The 22,322-nt window shown below is 32.3% G+C and carries 20 protein-coding genes and 1 pseudogene; 10 read left to right on the forward strand and 11 right to left on the reverse strand.

Annotated features, from left to right (window positions below):
- Positions 1–92 precede the first annotated feature (92 nt).
- Positions 93–1,073 carry a tRNA dihydrouridine synthase DusB gene (dusB, locus tag HN894_14905; GenBank protein ID MBT7144613.1) on the reverse strand — a complete coding sequence of 327 codons (981 nt, stop codon included), beginning with the start codon at positions 1,071–1,073 and terminating at the stop codon, positions 93–95.
- Between the two features lie 147 nt (positions 1,074–1,220).
- On the opposite strand from dusB, the gene HN894_14910 reads away from it, so the two are divergent.
- Positions 1,221–2,102, forward strand: coding sequence for a CPBP family intramembrane metalloprotease (locus HN894_14910; protein MBT7144614.1), 882 nt, complete (start codon positions 1,221–1,223; stop codon positions 2,100–2,102).
- A gap of 129 nt (positions 2,103–2,231) precedes the next feature.
- On the opposite strand, the pseudogene HN894_14915 reads toward HN894_14910, so the two are convergent.
- Positions 2,232–2,921: pseudogene (locus tag HN894_14915) on the reverse strand (hypothetical protein).
- 342 nt (positions 2,922–3,263) lie between these two features.
- Between HN894_14915 and HN894_14920 the strand changes: the two are divergent.
- The 3 genes from HN894_14920 to HN894_14930 all read left to right on the forward strand — a co-directional run bounded on the left by HN894_14920 (position 3,264) and on the right by HN894_14930 (position 5,743).
- Entirely contained in the window at positions 3,264–3,938 is a 675-nt protein-coding gene (locus HN894_14920; GenBank protein ID MBT7144615.1) for an energy transducer TonB, read from the forward strand.
- Between the two features lie 131 nt (positions 3,939–4,069).
- Entirely contained in the window at positions 4,070–5,260 is a 1,191-nt protein-coding gene (hflX, locus tag HN894_14925) for a GTPase HflX (protein MBT7144616.1), read from the forward strand.
- A gap of 243 nt (positions 5,261–5,503) precedes the next feature.
- Positions 5,504–5,743: a hypothetical protein gene (locus tag HN894_14930; GenBank protein ID MBT7144617.1), complete on the forward strand. Its 240-nt coding sequence runs from the start codon at positions 5,504–5,506 to the stop codon at positions 5,741–5,743.
- A gap of 127 nt (positions 5,744–5,870) precedes the next feature.
- On the opposite strand, the gene HN894_14935 is transcribed toward HN894_14930, so the two are convergent.
- The 3 genes from HN894_14935 to HN894_14945 all read right to left on the reverse strand — a co-directional run bounded on the left by HN894_14935 (position 5,871) and on the right by HN894_14945 (position 11,880).
- Positions 5,871–9,899, reverse strand: coding sequence for a T9SS type A sorting domain-containing protein (locus tag HN894_14935; GenBank protein MBT7144618.1), 4,029 nt, complete (start codon positions 9,897–9,899; stop codon positions 5,871–5,873).
- A gap of 55 nt (positions 9,900–9,954) precedes the next feature.
- Positions 9,955–11,047 (reverse strand): peptide chain release factor 2 gene (locus HN894_14940; GenBank protein ID MBT7144619.1). Its coding sequence is split into 2 segments (ribosomal slippage): positions 9,955–10,983 and positions 10,985–11,047, totalling 1,092 coding nucleotides; the frame shifts between segments, so codons are not numbered across the junction.
- A 71-nt stretch (positions 11,048–11,118) separates the two neighbouring features.
- Positions 11,119–11,880 (reverse strand): hypothetical protein, encoded by a 762-nt coding sequence (locus HN894_14945; protein MBT7144620.1) that lies wholly within the window; start codon positions 11,878–11,880, stop codon positions 11,119–11,121.
- 201 nt (positions 11,881–12,081) lie between these two features.
- On the opposite strand from HN894_14945, the gene HN894_14950 reads away from it, so the two are divergent.
- Both HN894_14950 and HN894_14955 read left to right on the forward strand, forming a co-directional pair.
- Positions 12,082–12,753 (forward strand): TonB family protein, encoded by a 672-nt coding sequence (locus tag HN894_14950; GenBank protein MBT7144621.1) that lies wholly within the window; start codon positions 12,082–12,084, stop codon positions 12,751–12,753.
- Between the two features lie 58 nt (positions 12,754–12,811).
- Positions 12,812–13,468, forward strand: coding sequence for a PorT family protein (locus HN894_14955; protein MBT7144622.1), 657 nt, complete (start codon positions 12,812–12,814; stop codon positions 13,466–13,468).
- Positions 13,469–13,496: 28 nt separating this feature from the next.
- Here the strand turns inward: HN894_14955 and HN894_14960 are convergent, their stop codons facing one another.
- The 6 genes from HN894_14960 to HN894_14985 all read right to left on the reverse strand — a co-directional run bounded on the left by HN894_14960 (position 13,497) and on the right by HN894_14985 (position 19,759).
- Positions 13,497–14,024, reverse strand: a complete 528-nt coding sequence (locus HN894_14960; GenBank protein MBT7144623.1) for a TlpA family protein disulfide reductase — start codon at positions 14,022–14,024, stop codon at positions 13,497–13,499.
- Between the two features lie 229 nt (positions 14,025–14,253).
- Complete coding sequence (locus HN894_14965; GenBank protein MBT7144624.1) at positions 14,254–16,215, reverse strand: PKD domain-containing protein; 1,962 nt, start codon at positions 16,213–16,215, stop codon at positions 14,254–14,256.
- Between the two features lie 26 nt (positions 16,216–16,241).
- Positions 16,242–17,039, reverse strand: coding sequence for a (Fe-S)-binding protein (locus HN894_14970; protein ID MBT7144625.1), 798 nt, complete (start codon positions 17,037–17,039; stop codon positions 16,242–16,244).
- Between the two features lie 49 nt (positions 17,040–17,088).
- Positions 17,089–18,414 carry a (Fe-S)-binding protein gene (locus HN894_14975; protein ID MBT7144626.1) on the reverse strand — a complete coding sequence of 442 codons (1,326 nt, stop codon included), beginning with the start codon at positions 18,412–18,414 and terminating at the stop codon, positions 17,089–17,091.
- A 375-nt stretch (positions 18,415–18,789) separates the two neighbouring features.
- Positions 18,790–18,990, reverse strand: coding sequence for a helix-turn-helix domain-containing protein (locus tag HN894_14980; protein ID MBT7144627.1), 201 nt, complete (start codon positions 18,988–18,990; stop codon positions 18,790–18,792).
- Complete coding sequence (locus tag HN894_14985) at positions 18,983–19,759, reverse strand: actin-binding WH2 domain-containing protein (GenBank protein MBT7144628.1); 777 nt, start codon at positions 19,757–19,759, stop codon at positions 18,983–18,985. Before HN894_14985 ends, HN894_14980 begins: the two co-directional genes overlap by 8 nt.
- Before the next feature lie 252 nt (positions 19,760–20,011).
- Here HN894_14985 and HN894_14990 point away from each other — a divergent pair, with 252 nt between their 5' ends.
- The 4 genes from HN894_14990 to HN894_15005 all read left to right on the forward strand — a co-directional run bounded on the left by HN894_14990 (position 20,012) and on the right by HN894_15005 (position 22,157).
- Positions 20,012–20,386 carry a hypothetical protein gene (locus HN894_14990; GenBank protein MBT7144629.1) on the forward strand — a complete coding sequence of 125 codons (375 nt, stop codon included), beginning with the start codon at positions 20,012–20,014 and terminating at the stop codon, positions 20,384–20,386.
- Between the two features lie 112 nt (positions 20,387–20,498).
- Complete coding sequence (locus HN894_14995) at positions 20,499–21,071, forward strand: RNA polymerase sigma factor (GenBank protein MBT7144630.1); 573 nt, start codon at positions 20,499–20,501, stop codon at positions 21,069–21,071.
- A 12-nt stretch (positions 21,072–21,083) separates the two neighbouring features.
- Complete coding sequence (locus HN894_15000) at positions 21,084–21,530, forward strand: hypothetical protein (protein ID MBT7144631.1); 447 nt, start codon at positions 21,084–21,086, stop codon at positions 21,528–21,530.
- A gap of 57 nt (positions 21,531–21,587) precedes the next feature.
- Positions 21,588–22,157: a periplasmic heavy metal sensor gene (locus HN894_15005; protein ID MBT7144632.1), complete on the forward strand. Its 570-nt coding sequence runs from the start codon at positions 21,588–21,590 to the stop codon at positions 22,155–22,157.
- Positions 22,158–22,322 lie beyond the last annotated feature (165 nt).

The raw sequence follows: 22,322 nt of genomic DNA on the forward strand, positions 1-22,322 counted from the left end.
AACTCTAAAAATAATGCCATTTTGTAGGATCATATAACAAATGTGCGAAACTTAATTGTGTAGGTGAACTACTTCCAAAAAACAAATTCAAACTAATAATCTGCATATTTCTCAGAAATTTGCCCTAAAATCCCCATCAACTCATCATAGTCGCTGCAACGAAGCATTGCTATTCGTAAATCGCGAAAATAAGGCAATCCTTTGAATGATTGTGCCATATGACGACGCAGACGAATTATTCCTCGTGGCGTGCCTGCATAATCTATTGATTTGTCAATATGAATTTTTAGCAGTTCAAGCTGCTGAGGAATAGTGAGTTTTGCTAATAATTCTCCGGTTTCGAGGAAATGTTTTATTTCTTTGAAAATATATGGTTTTCCTATACTTGCCCGACCAACCATTATTGCATCAACACCGTATCTATTGAACATTTCTAAAGCAATTTCAGGATTGTCAATGTCGCCGTTTCCTATCACAGGAATTTTTATGCGTGGATTATTTTTTACTTCTCCAATGAGAGTCCAGTCTGCCTCGCCTTTATACATTTGAGTGCGAGTACGTCCATGAATTGTAATTGCCTTTATTCCAACATCTTGCAATCGTTCAGCAATTTCAACTATATTTTTATTGCTTTCGTCCCAACCAAGACGAGTTTTCGCTGTTACCGGAAGTTTTGTGGCTTTTACGACTTCGGCAGTCATTTCCACCATTTTCGGAATATCTTTCATCAAACCTGCTCCACCGCCTTTTGTAGCAATTTTTTTTACAGGGCAACCAAAATTCAGGTCAATAAGTTCAGGATTTAGATTTTCAGCTAATTTTGCAGCTTCAACCATCGATTCAATTTTATTTCCATAAAGTTGAATACCTATAGGACGTTCATAATCAAATATTTCCATTTTCTGAATACTCCTTTTCACATCTCTGATGAGAGCTTCGGACGAAACAAATTCGGTGTACATCATATCTGCACCGTATTGTTTGCACAACGAACGAAACACAATGTCGGTAACATCCTCTAATGGAGCAAGGAAAACAGGATATTTGGGAAATTCAATATTGTCGATTTTCATTTGCTGGAAATTGGAAAATAAAAATTAAAAATTAAAAATTAAAAAAAATACTTTTGCATTTTGCAAAAATAGATACAATTTATGATAAGTTTAAAATGAAATTCATAATTCATGTTTGAAAATTCGTCATTCTTCACAAAAATATTTATGATTGCGTTTATCGTAATCTCCTGTTTTTTAATTATTTTCGTTATAGGATTAGTTTTAGCAATTCCAATTTTCGATTTAAATATTTTTACTGATCCATCAATTCTCGATTCCGAAAATCTGAAAAAAAACGTAGATTTTTTAAAATATCTGCAAATCCTTCAATCTGTTGGACTTTTTGTATTGCCTCCATTTATAATTGCATTTTTATTTTCATATAAAATAAAAAATTACTTAAAGTTAGACACAGGAATTTCCCCTTCATTTTTTATTATTGCTGTTATAGTAATGATTTCTGGTTTGCCAATAATAGAATTTCTTGCAAGAATAAATTCATTTTTAGAACTTCCTGAATTTATGTCCGGCATAGAGAATTGGATGAAAAATGCCGAAGAAAAAGCTGCAGAATTAACAGCAATTTTTCTGCAAACAAAAGGATTTAACGATCTGTTAGTTAACCTCTTAATGATTGCAATAATTCCTGCAATTGGCGAAGAATTACTTTTTCGAGGAGTTGTTCAAAAAGTTTTTATTGATTTAACTAAAAATATTCATTGGGGAATTTTTATTTCTGCATTTATTTTTAGTGCCGGGCATTTCCAGTTCTATGGCTTTCTTCCACGATTGGCGCTCGGAATGTTTTTTGGATATTTGTTAGTTTGGAGTGGCTCAATTTGGCTACCAATAATTGCTCATTTCGTGCAAAATGCGATGGCAGTTTTTTTCTATCATTTTTTCGCAGATAAGTTCAGCGAAGAAGAAATTTTTGAATTAAGTGAAAATTATATTGATTCAAATTTATTATTGATTCTCAGTTTTTTAGTTCTTATTTCAGGAATTTTCATTATCCGAATGATTAATCGTAGAAAAGTACAAGTTTAGTTTTCAATATAAATTTCAATTGAAAACCAAAGAGTATTGATTAATATTATTAGATTTTGCTTTCTTAGCAATTCTAATTTGTTTAATTTTCTTTTCTCTACGATCAGCCATTTTTTGAGCAGATGTTTCTTCTTTTTCCGATTTTCTGAAAACATATGTTAGCCCATATTCTTTAGATAGTTCCCTCTTTTCATTTTCGGAAAATTCGCCATAGAATTCTTCTACTTCGTTCCAAATTTTCAGAATTATACCATCTGCTTCTTTCCGCAGTTCGCTCACTTTTTGGGAATTATTTACAGTAATTTTCTGTAAGTCTTTTTGAAGTTGATAGCTTGACACAAATCTTTCATACCACACTTTAACAACAGCAATAGTAGGATTTGTCATTGGATTTCCTCCATATGCAATCCTCTCCCTTTCACCATCAATAATAATTTTTCCCCATTTGATAACTTCTGCTTCAGTTTTTAGTGCCGGAACTTTTTTAGTACTTGGATTTAATCCATAATAAGTTCTGGCTTTTACGGGAATTTCTCCACGTAATATTGCAAAATTCAAAATTTGGATAAAATGAGAAATATATAGTTTAGATTTTTTAAATAAGGAGGAATAATCTCTATTCCGTGAAACTTGATTTTCAAAAGCAATCTTTTGTCTATCAATAGTTTGCTCAAAAATTGGCAAAAATCTTTTTGTATTTTGTAAGGTATTTTGTGAAAACGCCAATTCATTGTGAAGCACATTTTCAGATTTCTCGAATGCCGTCTTCAGTGCACGAAACCGTGCTATATCAGTATTTGGTAAGCGTCTATATGGCATTAAATATTTTGTTAATATCTTGTTTAAAACTTCTTAATAAACCTGCAAAGATATTAAATCAATATTTCAATCAACTATTTGAAGCCATGTTTTTAATACTTTTTTATTAACAAGTTGTTAGTAAAATCAAATTACATTTCTGTTAATAACTTTATACTAAAAATATTAAGTTTCCTGAAAATCAATTCAAAAATTTGTGGAATTTTGCACCTTCATTTAAAATAAGTTTGTCGAAATAATGTTATTAATCAACAAGTTCTTTAAAAGTAATGAATATTTTTAAAAATACATTTGAATAAATAATATTTAAGTTCTAATTTTAACCCCTTAAAAATTTATGATATGGAAATAAAAAAATCGCCTAAAGCCGACTTAGAGAAGCAAAGAGTCATTTTTATAGAAATTGGCTTAGTTTTAGCTCTATCATTGATATTGTTTGCATTTGAATGGACAAGCTCCAAAGGTTCTGCCGGAGATTTAGGGCAATTAAGCAATGTTGATAGCGAAGAAGAAATTATTCCGATTACAAGGCAGGAAGAAGTAAAACCACCTCCTCCACCTCCTCCACCACAAGTTACCGAAGTTTTAAATATTGTTGAAGACGATGTTGAAATTGAGGAAGAGCTGGAAATAGAAGAAACAGAAGCCGACGAAGAGACAGAAGTAGAAATTATTGAAGTTGCCGATGAGGAGGAAGAAGCCGAGATATTTCATATTGTTGAGGATATGCCGCAGTTTCCTGGCGGAGATATTGAACTTCGAAAATATATCGCAACAAAAGTAGTTTATCCGCAAATAGCGAGAGAAACCGGTATTGAAGGAAAAGTTTACGTATCTTTTGTTGTAAATTCAAAAGGTGCCGTAACAAAAGTTCAATTAGTTAGAGGAGTTGATCCTCTTCTTGACAAAGAGGCTTTAAAAGTAATAGAAGGATTGCCAAAATGGACACCGGGCAAGCAAAGAGGGAAACCTGTGAATGTTTCGTTTACTGTGCCAATTACTTTTAAGCTTGGATAAAAAATAAGAATCAAAGTTGAAATAATAACATTAAAACCCTGATAATAAAATCAGGGTTTTCTGTTTTAACTAAATTCTCATAAATTTATTAATCCATTATATTAAGGAGTTTTTCATTCAAAAAAAAATTAATGTCAGGATATTTAACTACAGACGATAAAGAATTAGCAATATTAATTGGAGTTGTAAATCAGCAACAAAACGAAAAGCAAGTTGAAGAATATTTGAACGAACTTGCTTTTCTTGTAGAAACAGCCGGAGCAGTTCCAGTTAAAAAATTCACTCAAAAAGTAGATCAGGCAAATCCTAAAACATTTGTTGGTTCTGGGAAACTAAACGAAATAATTGGTTTTGTTAAAGAAAATGAAATAAATCTGGTAGTTTTCGACGATGAACTTACTCCAACTCAACTAAGAAATATTGAAAAAGCCATTGAATGTAAAATTCTTGACAGAACAAATTTAATATTAGACATTTTTGCGAAAAGGGCAAGAACTGCGCATTCAAAAGTACAGGTAGAGTTAGCACAATACGAATATCTGTTACCACGACTAACAAGAATGTGGACACACTTAGAACGACAAAGAGGCGGAATTGGATTGAGAGGACCAGGTGAAACCGAAATTGAGACAGATAGACGAATCATACGCGATAAAATTTCTAATCTGAAAGTTCAACTGAAACAAATTGATAAGCAAATGGCTACTCAACGAAAAAATCGTGGAAAATTAGTCAGAGTTTCATTAGTCGGATATACCAATGTCGGAAAATCGACAATAATGAATATGCTTAGTAAATCAAATATCTTTGCTGAAAATAAACTTTTTGCAACTCTCGACACAACTGTTAGAAAGGTTGTGATAGAAAATTTGCCTTTCCTGTTGTCCGATACAGTTGGTTTTATTAGAAAGCTCCCACACAACTTAGTTGAATCTTTCAAATCTACACTCGACGAAGTTCGTGAAGCAGACATTTTGATTCATGTTGTAGATATTTCTCATCCTAATTTTGAAGAACAAATATTGACAGTAAATAGAACCTTGCAAGAATTAGATGCAATAAATAAACCTATTCTGCTGGTATTTAACAAAATTGATGCTTTTTCTTATATAGAAAAAGATGAAGACGATTTAACTCCTATACTTAAGGAAAACTTTAGCCTTGAAGATCTTAAAAAAACCTGGATCACAAAAAACGATTATCCAAGCATTCTAATTTCTGCAAAAACAAAAAATAATATTGATGAATTTCGGGATATATTATACCATCATGTGAAAATTGTCCATAAAAAGAGATATCCTTATAATGAATTTTTATACTAATTCTTCCTTTTAGAATTAGTTAAAGTCCCTGAAATTCCTTTATTGCAAGAGCTAATTTTGTATTTTTTTTTTACGTAAACACTATTCAAATAGTTCTTCAACAATTTCTTTGAATAGATTTTTTGAAAAATATTTGTATTTTTAAATAATACATATTACATTTGCTTCAATTATCAGTTTATTTCAACTCTTTTTCCCAAACAAGAGTTAATAGATTATTGTTTTACTTAAAAAATTAAAATTATGTGTACAATTCAAGCCCACATGTCAGGAGTTTTTCATTTTACAGATGGAAGTATTCCAAAAGTCAAAATTGGTGATAACATTGAAATTGATCAAACCGTAGGATTTATTGAAGCAGAAGGCGAGTATAGCCCAGTTATTTCTTCGTGCGAAGGTGAAGTTAAAGAAATTAAAACTAATGAAAATGAAGATATTGAGGTAAAAAATGAAATTTTCATTATTCAATCAGAAGGTTGTTAGATTTAGGGGATAGTAGAGATAGGCCTATATTGGCTTTATGAACAAGTAACATATTTCATATTACTATCTATGACATTATTAAAAATACAAAAAAATGGAATAAAACAACAATCAGTTTTATGTGTATTTACTTCAATATCACCAATTTGCCATTTTTAATAAATCTCGAACTTCTCACTTGATAAAAATATGTACCTTTTTTTAGATTATTGATTTTAATCGCAGCTTGTTTGCTGAAATTTTCAGACATAACTATTGTTGCGTTAGAATTATAAAGTACAAATTTACACTCATTTTCAATATTTGTAACTATATTTATATAGTTTTTTCGACTTATCGGATTAGGATAAACATGTATGAAATCCTGGGTTTGGTGTAAACAATTATCATCAACTATTGTTGAAACACTATCGCCTTCAAAAGATATTACAAGTTGGCCAAAGTTGTTGATAGGGCTCATATTGTTAAAAAACACATCTCCATTCTCTCCGTTAATAGCAATATCTGCACTATCAATTATATTTCCCCATGTATCTCCGTATTCGTTTGAGTTTCGCTTGTATAGTTTTATCTTTGAAGGATTTGCAGAATTTTGTGTAGAAATATTTCCTGCATCATAAAATGAAATCCCCGTCAAAGAAGTGAAATTGTCGTTTTCGCCATAATTATTAATAATCCAATAACTTTCGCTGAGAGGATAAACATTTGGTGAATGATCTGGCAGTAGATTTATTCTAGATGCAACTAACTCTCCGTTTGGAAAAGTTCCACTATTTTGGAAATCTAAAACAATACCGGTACCTGTAAAATCAGCTAACATGCCACCATAAACATCTAACCTATAACTTGTTCCTCCACCAACTGGCGCATTAGACTCAATTCTGCTTGCTGCCCCATTCATTTCTGCATGAAAAATGTTTGCCCTATCAGTAATCATTCCTTCATTACGGTTAAATTGATAATACGCAATCAAGTCAAGGTCACTAGAAGGAATTTTTGTAAGGTGCATTTGTTCTCGAATTTCATTTTGCGAAATGGCTTTATTCCAAATACATACCTCATCTATTTCACCTGAGAAATTCCTTGAAGCCCATCCATGATACGATCCAATATCTGTACTTGAATTAAAATTAACAGAATCTGGAGCAACTACATGAGAACTATATATCCCATTCAAATATACTGTAATAGAATCAGGACAAACCACTAAAGCCACATGAGACCACTTATCTACCTGAATAAACAAACCACTATTCCACCCCCAGTTTCCTCCGGGCCAATGATAGCCTAACTCCATATTTTGACGAATATTGATACCTGCTCCCACATCGTGGTGCATAATAAATCCTGTATATTCAGGAAGAATAATATTTGGTTTAATCCATGCAGACATTGAAATGGAATTCGTATTGATATTAAGCGAAGGTATTGAAGCATAGTCACCGGAATTAGACAAATTCAATGCCATGCCGGGAATTGTATCTGCTTGACATTCCGAAGAAATAGTAATGAAATCTGAAATAGTTTGATTGTCAGTTCCAAAAGTGTCTGTAACAGTTAAACTTACCGAATATGTGCCAGGGACAGAATAAACTACTTTTGGATTTCGTATAGCAGAAGTCGAAGGACTTCCTCCGGGAAATTCCCACGACCAACTTGCATCAACCTCCGAAATGCATGAGTGATCGACATAATAAATCGTATCGCGAGTACAAAATGACTGCAATCTATCTGCCGAAATTTGAGCTATCGGAATAGAATTTTCAATAAAATCGCATTCATAAACACTCCTATTTGTTGCATTCCTGATTTTCGATTTTCTGTAATGCGGAACTAATTTTATAGAACTGGTGCTTAAGGGCAAATTATTATTGAAAAGTTCCCAATCAATCATCCCATTATTTCTGTAATATACTGCTCGGCGTGTTCCAATATAAACTCCGCCGTTTGTACCTCGTTGGTGGACAATATTTGTTGGGTATTCGCCATCGAGCGTATTTGTAGAAATATTTATCCATGAATTTCCCCCATCTTCAGATTTAAAAGCCTGATATCCGGCAATATTAGGATAATCGCTGTATTGTGAAGTACGTGCAATCCATATAATATTTTCGTCTTCACTGCTAACAGCGATATCGTATGGAACCCAGGCATATCCATTAATTTCTGAAGAAGTAGGTGTTATTTCTGTCCAATTAGCTCCTCCATCAGTCGATTTCCATAGCTTTTTTGTTCCCCACCAATCAGAATATGTTGCTACATAAATATAATCTGGATTTGTCCATGCAACTTTTACAGAAGTTACATCTTCATTAAAATCGTGAATCATGTGAAATGATGAGCCATTGTTTTCAGATTTCATTAACAAACTATTTATACCTGTATAAATAATATTATAGCAACAAGGATCGAATTCCAAATTGCTAGATTCGCCAACAAAATATGAAGCATTAGACATCATTGAAAATGGAAAAGGAGTTATATTCACATTTCTATCACCAGACAATAGTTTTCCTCCACCATCGTGATAAACCTGTCTGCCATTTCCGTAATTTACAAATCCACGGAAATTGTCTCCACCTTGAGTACAAATCCAACCGTTTAAATAAACATCATTGTCTTTCAGCAGAGTTCCATTATGATAAGTTCCGCCAAGCATGACTTCACCGTCCCAAAAACCTGCTCCAAATCCCCAAAAATCAGTTCCTGAAATTCCATACATCATACGGTTGATAGTATCACCGCCAGTGCTGGAGTAAAAAATCCCTCCATCGCAAGCCATCCAAAGGTCGTTTCCAAAATATCCAACATCGTGAATATCTGCATGAACATATTCCACTTTTTCGGGATGGCTCCATTTTGACGGACAAGTAAAAGAATTTCCGCCATCGTTTGAAACCCAGTGGTTTACTCCTGCAATATGGATTTTATTCGAATTAACAGGAGAAACTTCTAAGGCAAGATCGAAATAATATTGTCCCCCATCGTCTGTCCCTTCATCGCTCCAGCCCATTAGGTTTGGATTTGTTAAAGAAGGTGGGCCTCCGGGTTGAGGTCCGCAACAAATAAACGACCAGTTTGCTCCTGCATCTTGACTTGAATATAATCCATAGAGTCCGCTTCCTCCATTTACAGCACCTGTTGCAAGTGCCCATATATTTTCAGGAGCGGCTGCCGAAACCGAGATTTCTGTTCTTTTTTGCTCGTCTGGCGAAATTGGCATAGGCCAGCCATTTGTTTGCAAAGAAAAGCTAAGACCATTGTCAATAGATTTGTAAAATTCGGTTTTATTTCCGGTTTGTTTTATTGTGTAAATTATGTCTGGATTGGAGGTGTGAAATTCAATTTCCTGAAATGTTCCCAACAAAATTTCATCCCAATTTGCTCCAGCATCGATTGTTCTGTAAAAACCCAAATCGGAAGCAAGAAATAAAATGCTTGAATTTGTCGGGTGCATTAAAATATCTTTTACAGTATGATAATCATTTTGAAAACTTTGGTCTCCAGTAACGATCCAGTTTTGTCCACCATCTGTTGATTTATAAACTTTTCCGGCACCACCGAAATAAATAATATCTTCATTCAAAAAATCTATTTCCAGTGCAAATATTGTATTTAAGATAAAATCTCTTGTCAGAAGTGTCCAATTTTGTCCTTTGTCGATGGTTTTCCAAAGCCCGGCAGTGGCTGTTCCTGCATATAAAACATTAGGATTACTAGCAGATTGTTCAACAGTGTAACAATGTGCTGCTCCCGGAGCATAACTTCTGTCTGCAGCATCTTTATCAAAGTCGAAAGGTCCTATACATTCCCATTCGGATTGTGCTGATTTTTTTGACAAAGATTTGTAAATGTACGACTCTAAATTGTCTTTATATTTTTTAGTTGTGAACTTACTTTTTGACTTACTACTCCTTGTATGATCAATAAGCCAATGTTTGTAGAATTGAGTATATGTGTTTTTTTCGAATACCTTCGATTCGTAATACTTTTTATAAGCTTTTACAACTTCTCCAACATCAGGATTTTCTTTGTACATAAGTTTTACCCATTCAGGCAAATCGCTTTTGTGCTCGTCATATTTTATTTGTGTTTGCCCAAAGGTTTCGATACATAAAAGTAAAATAGTGAAAATGAAAATTGCAAACTTTTTCATAGTAGTAGTTTTTGGTTTATCTTCAAATTAGATTATTCTGAATAATTAAAAATACTTATTTATCTCCACCGAATTCCATTAAGTAAGACTTAATAAAATCGTTTAAATTTCCGTCTAAAACTGATTGAACATTAGAGGTTTCATGCGAAGTACGTAAATCTTTGACTAATTTGTATGGGTGCATTACATAAGATCTGATTTGGCTGCCCCATTCGATTTTTTTCTTTTTACCTTCAATAATTGATTGCTCTTCTTGCTTTTTTCGTAGCTCTAATTCGTATAAATGCGAACGAAGATTTTTCATCGCATTATTTTTATTTTTTAACTGAGAACGTGTTTCTGTGTTTTCAATTATTATTCCTGTCGGCTCGTGCCGAAGTCGAACGCCCGTTTCCACCTTGTTTACATTCTGACCACCAGCTCCTCCCGAACGATAAGTTTCCCATGAAATATCAGCCGGATTTATTTCAATCTCAGCTGTATCTTCAAGAACAGGAGAAACAAAAACAGATGCAAAAGTTGTATGTCTTTTATGGTTAGCATCGAAAGGAGAAAGCCTCACTAAACGATGTATCCCACTTTCTCCTTTTAGGTAACCATATACATAATCGCCTGAAATTTCTATAGTTACAGATTTTACTCCAACCTCATCGCCAGCCTGAAAATTTATCTCTTTTATATTGTAACCGTTTTGTTCGCCCCATCGAATGTACATTCTCATGAGCATGCTTGCCCAATCAAGGCTTTCTGTGCCACCTGCTCCAGAGTTTATTTTAAGAAGTGCTGCAAATTCGTCTTCTTCGTTGCGAAGCATATTTTTAAATTCCAAATCTTCAATCAACTGAAGTGCGATGGTATATTGCTCCTCCAACTCATCCTGACCAGCTTCTCCTTCTTTGTAAAAGTCATGTATTACTTTTAAATCTTCAACAGAAGCTTCAATTTGGCTATAAGCTGAAGTCCACTTTTTGATAGTGGTAATATATTTTAGGTGCTTTTCAGCAGCTTTGGGGTCGTTCCAAAAATCCGATGCTTGTGTTTTAAGTTCTTGCTCTTCTAATTCTTTGATTTTTTTTTCAATGTCAAAGATACCTCCATAACGCTTGCTGGCGTTTAAGAATATCTTTTATTTGTTCTGGTAATATCATTTAATATTTTTTTTTGATGAAAATTAACTTGTATGATAATTCTGGTTTATATTTTGAAAAAGTTCAATGAATTAATATCTATACCATTTTAAACTTCTAAAATAGATAGAATCTTCGCAAGAATAATTGATAGAATCAAAAACATGCGAATAATTGTGCGACATGCTATTATAAACTATATCGGAATAACTTAAATAAATGAAATCGTCCTCTTTTTCCCATTTGAAATTTGCCACTGCTGATACAATCGAGTCTCCTGTATCAAAATTCATTTCTCGGGTTCCACTTCCCGAAATATTAATTTGCATATTAAAACCATAGGATGAAGTCCACCAATCGCCTATCAAACAACTACCCGGATATGCAATTGCATATTTCCCAAATTTCTGAAAATTTGCAGAAACATTTCGATTATCGTAATCGTGCTCACACAAATTCAGTTTAGACCAATTCTGATATTTATCTATAAAATAAAGATTTAAATCGGTTTCTTCGTTTTTTGGGGGATAGTAAAAATCATTTAGATATTCTATCTTCATATTTCCAAGTTTGTTAAGCTCGGTTTCAATTGGTTCAATATTGAAATACGATTGAGCATAAAATTCATATGGACAATTCGAACCTCGAATGAATTGAATGTCATTGAACAATACTTTAGTATTTCCATATACAGCATTTGGCGGAAAACTTATTGTAATTTTTTGGCTATTTGCATCTTCTTGAAAATAAATTTCATTTCCACTAACACAAATATGATCGTCAGGGCAGTTACCGCTATCTTCGCAACTTACTATAAAAAAGCTTATTATGATAATTGCTAATAATTTTCTCATAATATTTTTATAAATAATCAATAATATTTTTCTATAATTTTAAAACAACAATATTAGGAAAATTATTAAAACAAATTTTTACTGAAAAGTAAATTTTTTCGTAATCCGAATTTTTGGCATCATTTTTTCATTCAGAGTTAAATATTTATGGAATTGTTTGCGTTTTATCATCATAAGTTATGAACTTTTAAATTTAATATTATGGAAAATAAAAAATCGGCGAAAGCCAATCTCGAAAAAATGAGAACAATATTCTTTGAAATTGGATTAATTATTGGTTTATCACTTGTATTATTTGCATTTGAATGGCCAAGTAATAGTTCAAACAGTTCTTCATTAGGCAAACTTGAAAGTATGGAATACGATGAAGTGCTCGTACCAATCACAAGAAGGGAAGAGCCAAAGAAGGAAATAATCAAACAAAAGCCTATTGAGATAATAAAAATTGTTGAGAACGACAAAATCTTAAAAGAGGAAGCCATTTTTGAAACTTCGGAAACTTCGGAAGATGATAAAACTGAAATTATTAAATTGCCCGAAGAAACTTTAGAAGAGGATATTGTTTATATAGGAGTTCAAGAAACGCCAGAATTTCCAGGAGGCTATGCAGCTTTGCTATCGTTTATCTATGCAAATATAAAATATCCTGATTTAGCTCTTCAAGTTGGAATTAGCGGTACTGTTCACGTTGAATTTGTTATCGGGAAAAAAGGAAAAGTCAGGGAAGTTGCCTTATTGCGAGGAATAGATCCAATGCTCGACAATGAAGCAATTAGAGTAGTGAAATTGCTTCCAGACTGGACTCCCGGCAAACAATGCGGAAAACCCGTAAGCGTGAGATATAATGTACCTATTACATTTGAGTTGAGATAAAAGAAGAATAAACTTCATATATAGTTTTCAAAATATGAAGTTTAACTCTTTCTTGTTTATGAAAAATGCTATTTTATTAACAAAAATTCTTGCGTTACTATTAATTCTTGCAACAAATAGTAATCTATTTGGACAATTACATGTTTTTAGTCCTGGAATTCTATTAAACTTTAATGGTATTCATATTGAAGGTGACGAAAGCTATTTTTGGAACAATGGAGGTGGAAAGATTTGGGGAACCAGCGGCATATCTTATGGAGCGTACGTATCTTATGGTTTTAGTAAGAAATTGCATGGAACTTTAGAACTAAGATACATTAGAAAAGGAAGTTTATTAGAATTCGTTAATGTTTATAGCCGACCGGATTTTGAAAATCTCAAATTAAAATATATTGAAATTCCCATATTATTTGGTTATAAAGGAAAAACAAAAAAGAGGAATTATTTTCTTGAAACCGGAATTTCTTTTGCAAAAATGTTTCAAACAAAACTACTTTTTGATGATCTCACAAAAAAAACTGCAATTCCCGATATAGAAAATTTTAAGCAGTTTGATGTTTCATGGATTGTCTCCTATAAGTATCATATTAATAAAAACTTTCTTTTAGGATTTCGAATTTCATATTCAATAATATCAATTCATCATACCTACAATTTGCGTAATTTTGATTATGGGATAGAATTTAACTACCTGTTATTTAAAAATTTGAAGTAGAGTTCTTCAAAGTGAATTTATTGATATTTTAATGATTGAGAACTAGCTCAGCAATGACTTCTTTCATTTTATCAAATTCTTCTCTATTAAAAAGTCTTGTTAGGAAAATGATTTTTCCGTTACGGTCAATAATTACATTACGTGTTACCCCACTTTTTTTGTCGGCAAATTTTGCGAATATTTCAGCATCAGGATCGAGCGACATTGGATAAGTGGTTTTCATTTGTTTAACAAATTTCTTAACTTTTTTCAAAGGCTCATCCCTGTCTATTCCTATAACAATCAAATCTTTATCTTTATGAACTTGCCAAATTTCGTTTTCGATAAATGGCATTTCTTTTCGGCAAACGCCACACCAACTTGCTGTGAATTGCAGCATCACAACTTTGCCTCTGTAATCTTTGAGTGAAACTTTTGTTCCATCAATGAAATTAAATTTTACATTTGGTGCTGTATCACCAATTGCTACGATAAATCCTCTTGAATCTGCTTCTTGAGAATAAGATGTTTGAGTAGCAAAAGTTATAGCTAAAATAGTCAGCAAGTCTTTAATCATAAATATTTTTTTATACAGAAGTTTAAATATCCAAAACTCTCATTACAATCCACTCGTTCTGATTTGCAATCCGAACGTTCTTTACATTTTATATTCATTTGTTTAGTGATTAACCTACATTTAGTAAAGATAAAAACTCTTCCATGTAATTATACATTTCTCCTAATCCTGTTTTAGCGTCTGTATGAAATTTTAGTAGGGATTTTTGAAACAAGTTTTTATTTATGTTTCATTCAATATTCATAAGTTTAGATTCTGAAAAACCATTAGTTGAGAACCTATATAAATAAATACCTGAAGGTAAATTTTTTCTGTCAAAAATAATGGAATGTTTTCCTTCAGGATAGTTTTGTGCTACTATAGTTTCAATTCTATCACCTAGAATATTGAATAATTCAAGTTTTATGAATGATTGTTTTGACATATAAAACCCTATTTGAGTGTTTTTAAAAAAAGGATTAGGTATGTTTTGATCTATTTGTATTATTGAATATGGACGTTCTGAAACATTGGTTTGAAAGTCCTTAATTATAATACATTCTTCTACTAACATTGTATCTTTATCTGTCCCTTTCGAAACAATCAATGAAACATCATATTTGCCACAGTTTTGATAGACATGACTTGGATTTTTTTCAACTGAAGTATTATTATCTCCAAAATCCCAAAGCCAGCTTGTTGGAGAATATGTAGAGAGATCTGTAAATTCAACAGTATCACCCAAATTAAATAATGTGCCTGATGTAGCAAAAAAAACCTGAAGTGATTGTGAAATTCTAAGTAGAAAAGCATCATATCCTCCATTAGTAGAAAGACTAAACTCTGAATTCCACAAATCAAAATCTACATAGGTTTTGAAGTAACCTGTAACATATACATTTTCTTTTGCATCTGCATACAAGGACCAGCTATTATCCGCATCCTCTCCACCAACGGTTTTTGCCCATACAAAATTTCCATCAGAGTCTAATTTCAAAATAAAGACATCAGTACTTCCATTAGAGGTGAGATTATTCACACCAATTCCAGAATCAAAATCCATAGATCCCTCGAATTTCCCAGTTGTATAATTGTTCCCTTTTGCATCAGTAGAAATCGAATATCCCACATCAGGGTATGTTCCACCAATAGTTTTAGCCCAGATATAATTTCCGTCAGAATCAAGTTTCAACACAAAAATATCACCGTATCCATTCGAATACATATTGCTAACTCCATTTCCGGGATCAAAATCTACAGAATCCTTGAAGTATCCTGTTGAATATATATTTCCATGAGTATCAGATGTTAGTGAAAAACAAACATCATAGTCAAACCCACCAATAGTTTTTACCCAAATAAAATTTCCATTAGAATCTAATTTTAAGATATAAATGTCTCCATCATTTGAAGTAATATTATACAGTTCAGGACCGGGATCAAAATCAACCCTATCTTCAAAGATTCCAGCTATGTAAACATTTCCATATCTATCATTTATGGTAGAATTACAGTAATCTGCATCAGTATTCCCAAAATCTTTAGCCCAAACAAAATTGCCATCAGAATCTAATTTCAAAATAAAACAATCGAAACTACAACGTGAAACAAGATTATAAACTCCATTTCCAGGATCAAAATCGACAGTATCCTGAAACACTCCTGCTACAAATATATTCCCGTATAAGTCAACTGATATATCATTTCCTTCATCATTATAGTTTCCTCCAATAGTTTCTGCCCATAAAAAACTTCCATCCATATCTAATTTCAAAATAAAAATATCCCATTTCCCAGCTGAGATAAGTTGATGAGCTTTATCATCCAGATTAAAATCGACTGTATCTTCAAAAAATCCGGTTATATAGATATAACCACTTTCATCAATATATATAGATGATCCGACATCTGATTCACATCCTCCAATACTTTTTGCCCATTCAAAACTACCATAAGAATCTAATTTCAGAATAAAAATATCAGATTTTCCATTCGATGAAAGCTCACAAACTCCATCTCCAATGTCAAAATCAATAGTCTCTCTGAAATATCCTGTTAAATATGTATTTCCTTCTGAATCCGTTGTTACTGAATAGCCATTATCAGTGTCTTCTCCACCTATGCCTTTTGCCCATTCCAAATGAGGTTGACATAAAAGATTTGAACTAATGAAGAATAGAATAATTACTTGTAATCTGATTGTGTTTTTCATAACATAAATACTTATAAATAGATATCTTACAAACCCAAAACCCTCACCACAATCTCAGCAATATCAAGCACTTTAATTTCATGTTCCTTTTCCTTAACTTTCAGCCCGTCTTCCATCATTGTCATGCATAAGGGGCAGGCTGTTGCTATGATTTCTGCTTTTGTTTCAAGGGCTTGTTCAGTGCGTAGTTCGTAAATTTCTTTATCTCCTGCTTCGGTTTCTTTAAACATTTGAGCACCACCGGCACCACAGCATAATGCGCGGCTTTTGTTCGGTTCAATTTCAGAAAAATTCACTCCAATTTTATTTATAATAAAGCGGGGTGCTTCATACTCTTTATTTCCTCTTCCCAAATAGCAAGGGTCGTGATATGTGATTTTTTTTGATTTAAAATCGCCGGCTTCGATTTTTAGTTGCCCGCTCTCAATCAGTTGTTTAATAAATTGTGTGTGATGAACAACCTCATAATTCCCACCAAGATCCGGATATTCATTTTTTAATGTATTAAAATCGTGAGGGTCGCAAGTAACAATTTTTTTCAGTTCGTAGGCATTCAATAGCTCAATATTTTGCATTGCTTGCATTTGAAATAAAAACTCGTTGCCAGAACGCTTTGCAGCATCGCCGGTATCAGTTTCTTCTGTTCCGAGAACTGCATAATTTATTTTGCAAAATTCTAAAATCTTGACGAAATCACGTGTTATTTTTTTAGCTCTATCGTCGAAACTTCCTGCCGATCCAACCCAAAACAGAATATCAACTTTTTTTCCTTCTACAGAAATATCAGCCATTGTTGGAACAATAATTTTTCTCTTATTTGCCATGATTTTTTAATTTTTGATTTTTAATTGCCAAAATTCAAATTTCTAAATTTCAATTTTCAATATAAAGTTCGTCAGCCCATTTCAGTCTGTCGCTTGGCGGATATTGCCATGGAGCACCATTATTTTCAATATTGGTGGACATAGCATTTATTAGCGATGGTGCAGCCGATTCTTCCATGAAAATGTATCGTCGCAAATCGAGAATTAATGTAGGATGGTCAATATTTACAGGGCATTCCATAGCACAAGCATTGCAAGTAGTGCATGCCCACAATTCCTCAAACGAAATATAATCTCTGAACAAAGATTTACCATCGTCAAATTCTTTCCCATTTTTTCGTAGTCCCGGCGATTTTTCTTCTATTCTTCTCCTATAATCAAGAACTATTTTCCTTGGCGAAAGTTTTTTACCGGTTTGATTTGCCGGACAAGCCGCTGTGCATCTGCCGCATTGAGTACAAGTGAGCGAATCTATATAATTTTTCCATGTTCCATCTTCCACGTCTTTAACACCAAATCTTTCAATAGGAGCCTCTTCTTCCGGTGGAAGATCGGCGAAAGCTGCATTCGGGTCCATCATAAGTTTTACTTCGTCTTTCACCGAATCCATATTTGTCATTTGCGTTAATGGACCTACACGAGAGAAATAAACGTTGGGTAAAGACATAAACACATGAAAATGTTTAGAGTAAGGAAGATAGTTTGCAAAAAAGAAAATTCCCAAAATATGAATCCACCAATTTAGTAGTGTTAACCATTCTAAAAAATGCGTATCGTATGCCGCAAACAATGGAGTAAAAAGATTGCTCACCGGATAAAATCCAGCAATTTCTTCGCCCAAAAGTTTACAATTTGCAACATAAGCAATATTAATATTTAAAAGCGAAACCATTAATATTAGTATCAGCAAAAGAGCAAAAGAAGCGTCTTTATGATCTTTGTGTCTCATTTCCTCGCCTTTAAAACGGCGAATTTTCAAAAACCAGCGACGAAAAAGGAAAATCACAATTAGAAGCAGAATTAAAAAAGCAGAAATATCGCCCGCTGCCATCATAAATGAATAAACAGGTCCGAGAAAAGAAAAAATTCGTTCATTACCCAAAAAACCGTCAATTATCATTTCGAATGAGCCAAAAAGAATAAACATAAATCCCCAAAAAACTATAGCATGAAGAAAACCAACTAATGGCATTCTGAATATCTTGGTCTGGGCAAACGCTACATTCAGAAGCATTTGAATTCTTTCGCCATAATTATTTGTTGGATATGGCTTTTTTAAAAAACTAATATTCTTAAATATTTTTGAAACACTAAGAAAGAAAAAGGCAGCGGAAATAATTACTGAAATAATAAATACTATTTGACTTACACTCATAATTACAATTTTTTCAAATTTTTACCAGCTCAAAAATAGTATTTATATGAATGGAATAAACTGACTTTTCTCAATACATTTTCTCTATCTTGAAGACACAAAGCTTTCTTTTTTCTTTCAAATAAAATATGAAGAATAGATTTATTGACCTAAATTAGTATCAATAAGAAAATGCTGAATTTCTATCCTGAATAATTCATATATTTTCGTAACGAAAGCTCTAAATGTGTGTCAGATTTGCCCTACCACAGATTTTTATTTTTGAGTAATAGCGAGCTATTATTATGGAATAAAAATTGAGGACGGTTAAAGATGATACGCAGTTTGGGCTTGTAGTAGAAATATTTATGAATTATTCAGGTTATAAAATGATGATTATAAAAATTCCTTAAATCGTTCATCAATATGTTGGTCGAACCAACGGTCGATTATTGATTTTTTAAATCTCCATTCTTTTCCAAGTTTAGCCGAAGGGATGCGTTTTTCTTGAGCCCAGGTATAAATTGTTTGAGGTTTCAGCCGCAAATATTCAGCGACCTCTTCAAGGGTCAGAATATCATTACTTTCTTTACTCATAACTTACACTGTCAGTATTATTTATTAAATCATTTTCATCGATTGCAGCATTTTTCTTAAATTCGATATTTTTATGTTTCCTACTGTTTTTTGCATTTTTATCGTAAGAAAACATGTTTGCCGCCGAAAAGACTACAGCTTTATAAAAATTTCCTTCTCGCTCTCTGAAAAGTTCGAATTCTTCGTTTTTGTCGCCAAGAAATGGCCTGAGATTCCATGCTAACTGCATACCTACAAAGGCAAAAACAAATATCCAAAATTTAAAAATGTTAAGCCCAATTTTTGGATATATATTCTTTTTTTCGCAAGAAAACTTAAGAGCTTCAAGAATTATCCTCATCCCAAAAATACCTGAAAAGGTGAAAATTGCTACATGCAAAAGTTTAAGGAAATTATAGTCGTTGCCAGTTATCATAAAAAATAATACGATTGGTGCAAACGAAACCAAAATAGAACTAAACATCAGAAAGCCAGATAAAATCATGATTATCATTTGTACAAGTCCCATTTTCGAGCCTAAAATGTATTGTATTACATAAAGTGCCGGAAAACAAATCAATAATGCTAAAGTGATGAGTACCGGGACTTTTACACCGGTAACAATTGATTGCAAAAAACTATTATAGCTTCCCATTACAACTCCATAGATAAATGCAAAAAGCAAAATAATTCCAATTTGTTTGAGTAAAAAATTCTTTGAATATTTTCCTTGACTTAACAATTCAAAATATTCATCGCGATTTTGAAAAACTTTAAATAATTCCATCATTTTATATTTTTAAATTTATTTGTTGCAAATATATACTGTATTTTATTATTTACAAATTTTTTATGATGTTTATTACTGTTTAATTATATTAACAGTCTTTATTTGCTGTTTAAATGTATATTTTAGATGGAAATTACGTTCCAAAATTATTGTAAAACAATTCGCTGGTTTTTTCAAATGATTGTGTCAAAGTAATAAATCAATTTTTGAAAATTGAAAATGTTATTAAATAATTAATGTAAAATTTTAAAAATGAAAAGAGTAAATTTTTTAATTGTAGTATTTTTGGGAGCATCTTTGATATGGGGAAATGCTTCAGCACAAACAAGCAAAACTGAAAATGAAAAAAAATCGGATGTAGTTACTAATCAAACGGAAAGAGGGAGTTTTGTAGATACTGATAAAGACGGTATTTGTGACAATTTTCAGGAAAAAGGAAAAACCAGAAAAGGTCGTAATTTTGTCGATAAGGATGGAAATGGAGTTTGCGATAACTCTAAAGATGGCAATTCAAAAGGTTTTGGAAAAGGCAAAGGAAATAACAAATGCTATAGAAATGGAAAAGGAAAAGGGCAAGGAATGGGAAAAGGAAATAGTAGAAGAAACGGAAGATGTAGGAATAATTAATTGATAAGGTAGCCTACAAAACTCTATCTTTGTTCTCTTTAAGAAGTAAAACATTTCGGAACTTTATAGAGAGAGAAAAATAGATAAAAGTTGGTATTTCACTTCGACTAAAATGGTTGATAACAGTATTATAAACAAAATGATGGATGGTGATCAATTGGCTTTTCGTGAGTTTGTTGATCATCATTCTCAATTGGTTTTTAATACATGTTTGGGATTTCTGCACAACCAAGCCGATGCCGAAGATGTGTCGCAAGAAGTTTTTATAAAGGTTTATAATTCTTTGAAAAGCTTCAGAATGGAATCGAAAATTTCTACCTGGCTCTATCGAATTGCTATCAATCAGTCAATCAACTACATTAGAAACAATCGAAAACAAAAATTTGCAAAAAGCATCGAAAACTTTTTTTCAAACTCGAAGGATGAAATATTTGAAATTAGCGACACAAATGCTCAAACTGATTCGTATGTAGAAAATAAAGAACGGGCTGCCAATATGCAAAAAGCATTAAACAGTTTGCCCGAAAACCAGAAAATAGCATTTACTCTGAGCAAATTTAATGACAAATCGTACAACGAAATTTCCGAAATTATGAATATTTCAATTCCATCGGTTGAGTCCTTGATTTATAGGGCAAGAAAAAAACTGCAAAAGAAATTGCTAAAATGTTATGCTAATCTTTAAAATATAAAAATTATGAACTGCCAGACTTTTAAAAATAATATAGTTTTTTATTCGGAAAATTCACTTCCAAAAGAAAAAACTGAGGAATTTCAAACTCATTTGAAGGTTTGCAATTCCTGCCAAAAAATCTATAATGAAGTAGAGCAAACTCTGAATGTTTTTGAAGATGAAAAAAAACTTGAAATAAATCCGTTTTTTTATACAAGATTGCAACAAAAAATTGACAATCGAGCCTCTCAACAAGAAATGCCGATATATTTGCCGATATTCAAGAAAATATTAAAACCGGTTTTTGTAGGTGTCATTATTGTTTTTGGGATTTTTATAGGAATAAATTTCGGAAAAAGATTGGACACTTTTGCATCAGCAAAAACCGACAAAATAGAAAATTTGCAGACCCTTGCACAGGAATTATCACTTACAGAAGAACAACAGATAGAAAATTATATTCATTATTAAACAGATAACATATAGATAGATATCTTTATTTTTTTACTTTCTTTAAAACTATCAACTATGAATTATTTATATAAAAAGCAGCTAATTAGTTTTGCAATTATATTTCTCGTAGTAATAAATATTGCAACAATAGCTTCGTTTATTTTTCATTTATACAGCGAACAAGATATTGTTATCACCACTAAAACAAATGAAAACAAAGGCATTTTTCTCGCCGAAGAATTAGATCTTAGCAATGAGCAATTGGAAAAGTACCAACAAATAAAATCTAACTTTCATTTAAAAACTGAAAACCTGAACAAACTATTGAGTGATAAAACCACGCAAATGTTTAATGAACTTTCGAAGACAGACTCAGATACTGTAAAACTTTCGGCTATTGCTCAGGAAATTGGGGAAATAAATGAAAAACAAAAAAGGGAAACTATAAATCAATTTTTGGAAATTGAATCAATTTGTACTGTTGAACAAAAAGAAAAGCTTTATGAAACCTACGAAAGCATGTTGAATTGTATCTGGCCAGGTCAAGGACAAGGCAGGAAATTTCGTGGTGGCAGAGGCGAAGGATTTAAAGGCGGAGGCAGAGGATTTGGCAAAGGTAGAGGATATGAAAATCATGAGAAATAAATATATCCTGATTATTTGCCAATAGATTTAGCCTGAATAATTCATAAATTTTCGTCTCGAAAGTTCAAAATGTGTGTCAGATTTGAACTACCACAGATTTTTATTTTTGAGTAATAGCGAGCTATTTTGATGGAATAAAAATTGAGGACGGTCAAAGATGATGTG

The organism is Bacteroidota bacterium, from assembly GCA_018692315.1.
GTDB lineage: Bacteria > Bacteroidota > Bacteroidia > Bacteroidales > JABHKC01 > JABHKC01.

Coding starts and splice junctions, on each gene's coding strand:
- dusB (MBT7144613.1), bottom strand. CDS start 1,073: ATGAAAATCGACAATATTGAATTTCCCAAATATCCTGTTTTCCTTGCT.
- HN894_14910 (MBT7144614.1), top strand. CDS start 1,221: ATGATTGCGTTTATCGTAATCTCCTGTTTTTTAATTATTTTCGTTATA.
- HN894_14920 (MBT7144615.1), top strand. CDS start 3,264: ATGGAAATAAAAAAATCGCCTAAAGCCGACTTAGAGAAGCAAAGAGTC.
- hflX (MBT7144616.1), top strand. CDS start 4,070: ATGTCAGGATATTTAACTACAGACGATAAAGAATTAGCAATATTAATT.
- HN894_14930 (MBT7144617.1), top strand. CDS start 5,504: ATGTGTACAATTCAAGCCCACATGTCAGGAGTTTTTCATTTTACAGAT.
- HN894_14935 (MBT7144618.1), bottom strand. CDS start 9,899: ATGAAAAAGTTTGCAATTTTCATTTTCACTATTTTACTTTTATGTATC.
- HN894_14945 (MBT7144620.1), bottom strand. CDS start 11,880: ATGAGAAAATTATTAGCAATTATCATAATAAGCTTTTTTATAGTAAGT.
- HN894_14950 (MBT7144621.1), top strand. CDS start 12,082: ATGGAAAATAAAAAATCGGCGAAAGCCAATCTCGAAAAAATGAGAACA.
- HN894_14955 (MBT7144622.1), top strand. CDS start 12,812: ATGAAAAATGCTATTTTATTAACAAAAATTCTTGCGTTACTATTAATT.
- HN894_14960 (MBT7144623.1), bottom strand. CDS start 14,024: ATGATTAAAGACTTGCTGACTATTTTAGCTATAACTTTTGCTACTCAA.
- HN894_14965 (MBT7144624.1), bottom strand. CDS start 16,215: ATGAAAAACACAATCAGATTACAAGTAATTATTCTATTCTTCATTAGT.
- HN894_14970 (MBT7144625.1), bottom strand. CDS start 17,039: ATGGCAAATAAGAGAAAAATTATTGTTCCAACAATGGCTGATATTTCT.
- HN894_14975 (MBT7144626.1), bottom strand. CDS start 18,414: ATGAGTGTAAGTCAAATAGTATTTATTATTTCAGTAATTATTTCCGCT.
- HN894_14980 (MBT7144627.1), bottom strand. CDS start 18,990: ATGAGTAAAGAAAGTAATGATATTCTGACCCTTGAAGAGGTCGCTGAA.
- HN894_14985 (MBT7144628.1), bottom strand. CDS start 19,759: ATGATGGAATTATTTAAAGTTTTTCAAAATCGCGATGAATATTTTGAA.
- HN894_14990 (MBT7144629.1), top strand. CDS start 20,012: ATGAAAAGAGTAAATTTTTTAATTGTAGTATTTTTGGGAGCATCTTTG.
- HN894_14995 (MBT7144630.1), top strand. CDS start 20,499: ATGGTTGATAACAGTATTATAAACAAAATGATGGATGGTGATCAATTG.
- HN894_15000 (MBT7144631.1), top strand. CDS start 21,084: ATGAACTGCCAGACTTTTAAAAATAATATAGTTTTTTATTCGGAAAAT.
- HN894_15005 (MBT7144632.1), top strand. CDS start 21,588: ATGAATTATTTATATAAAAAGCAGCTAATTAGTTTTGCAATTATATTT.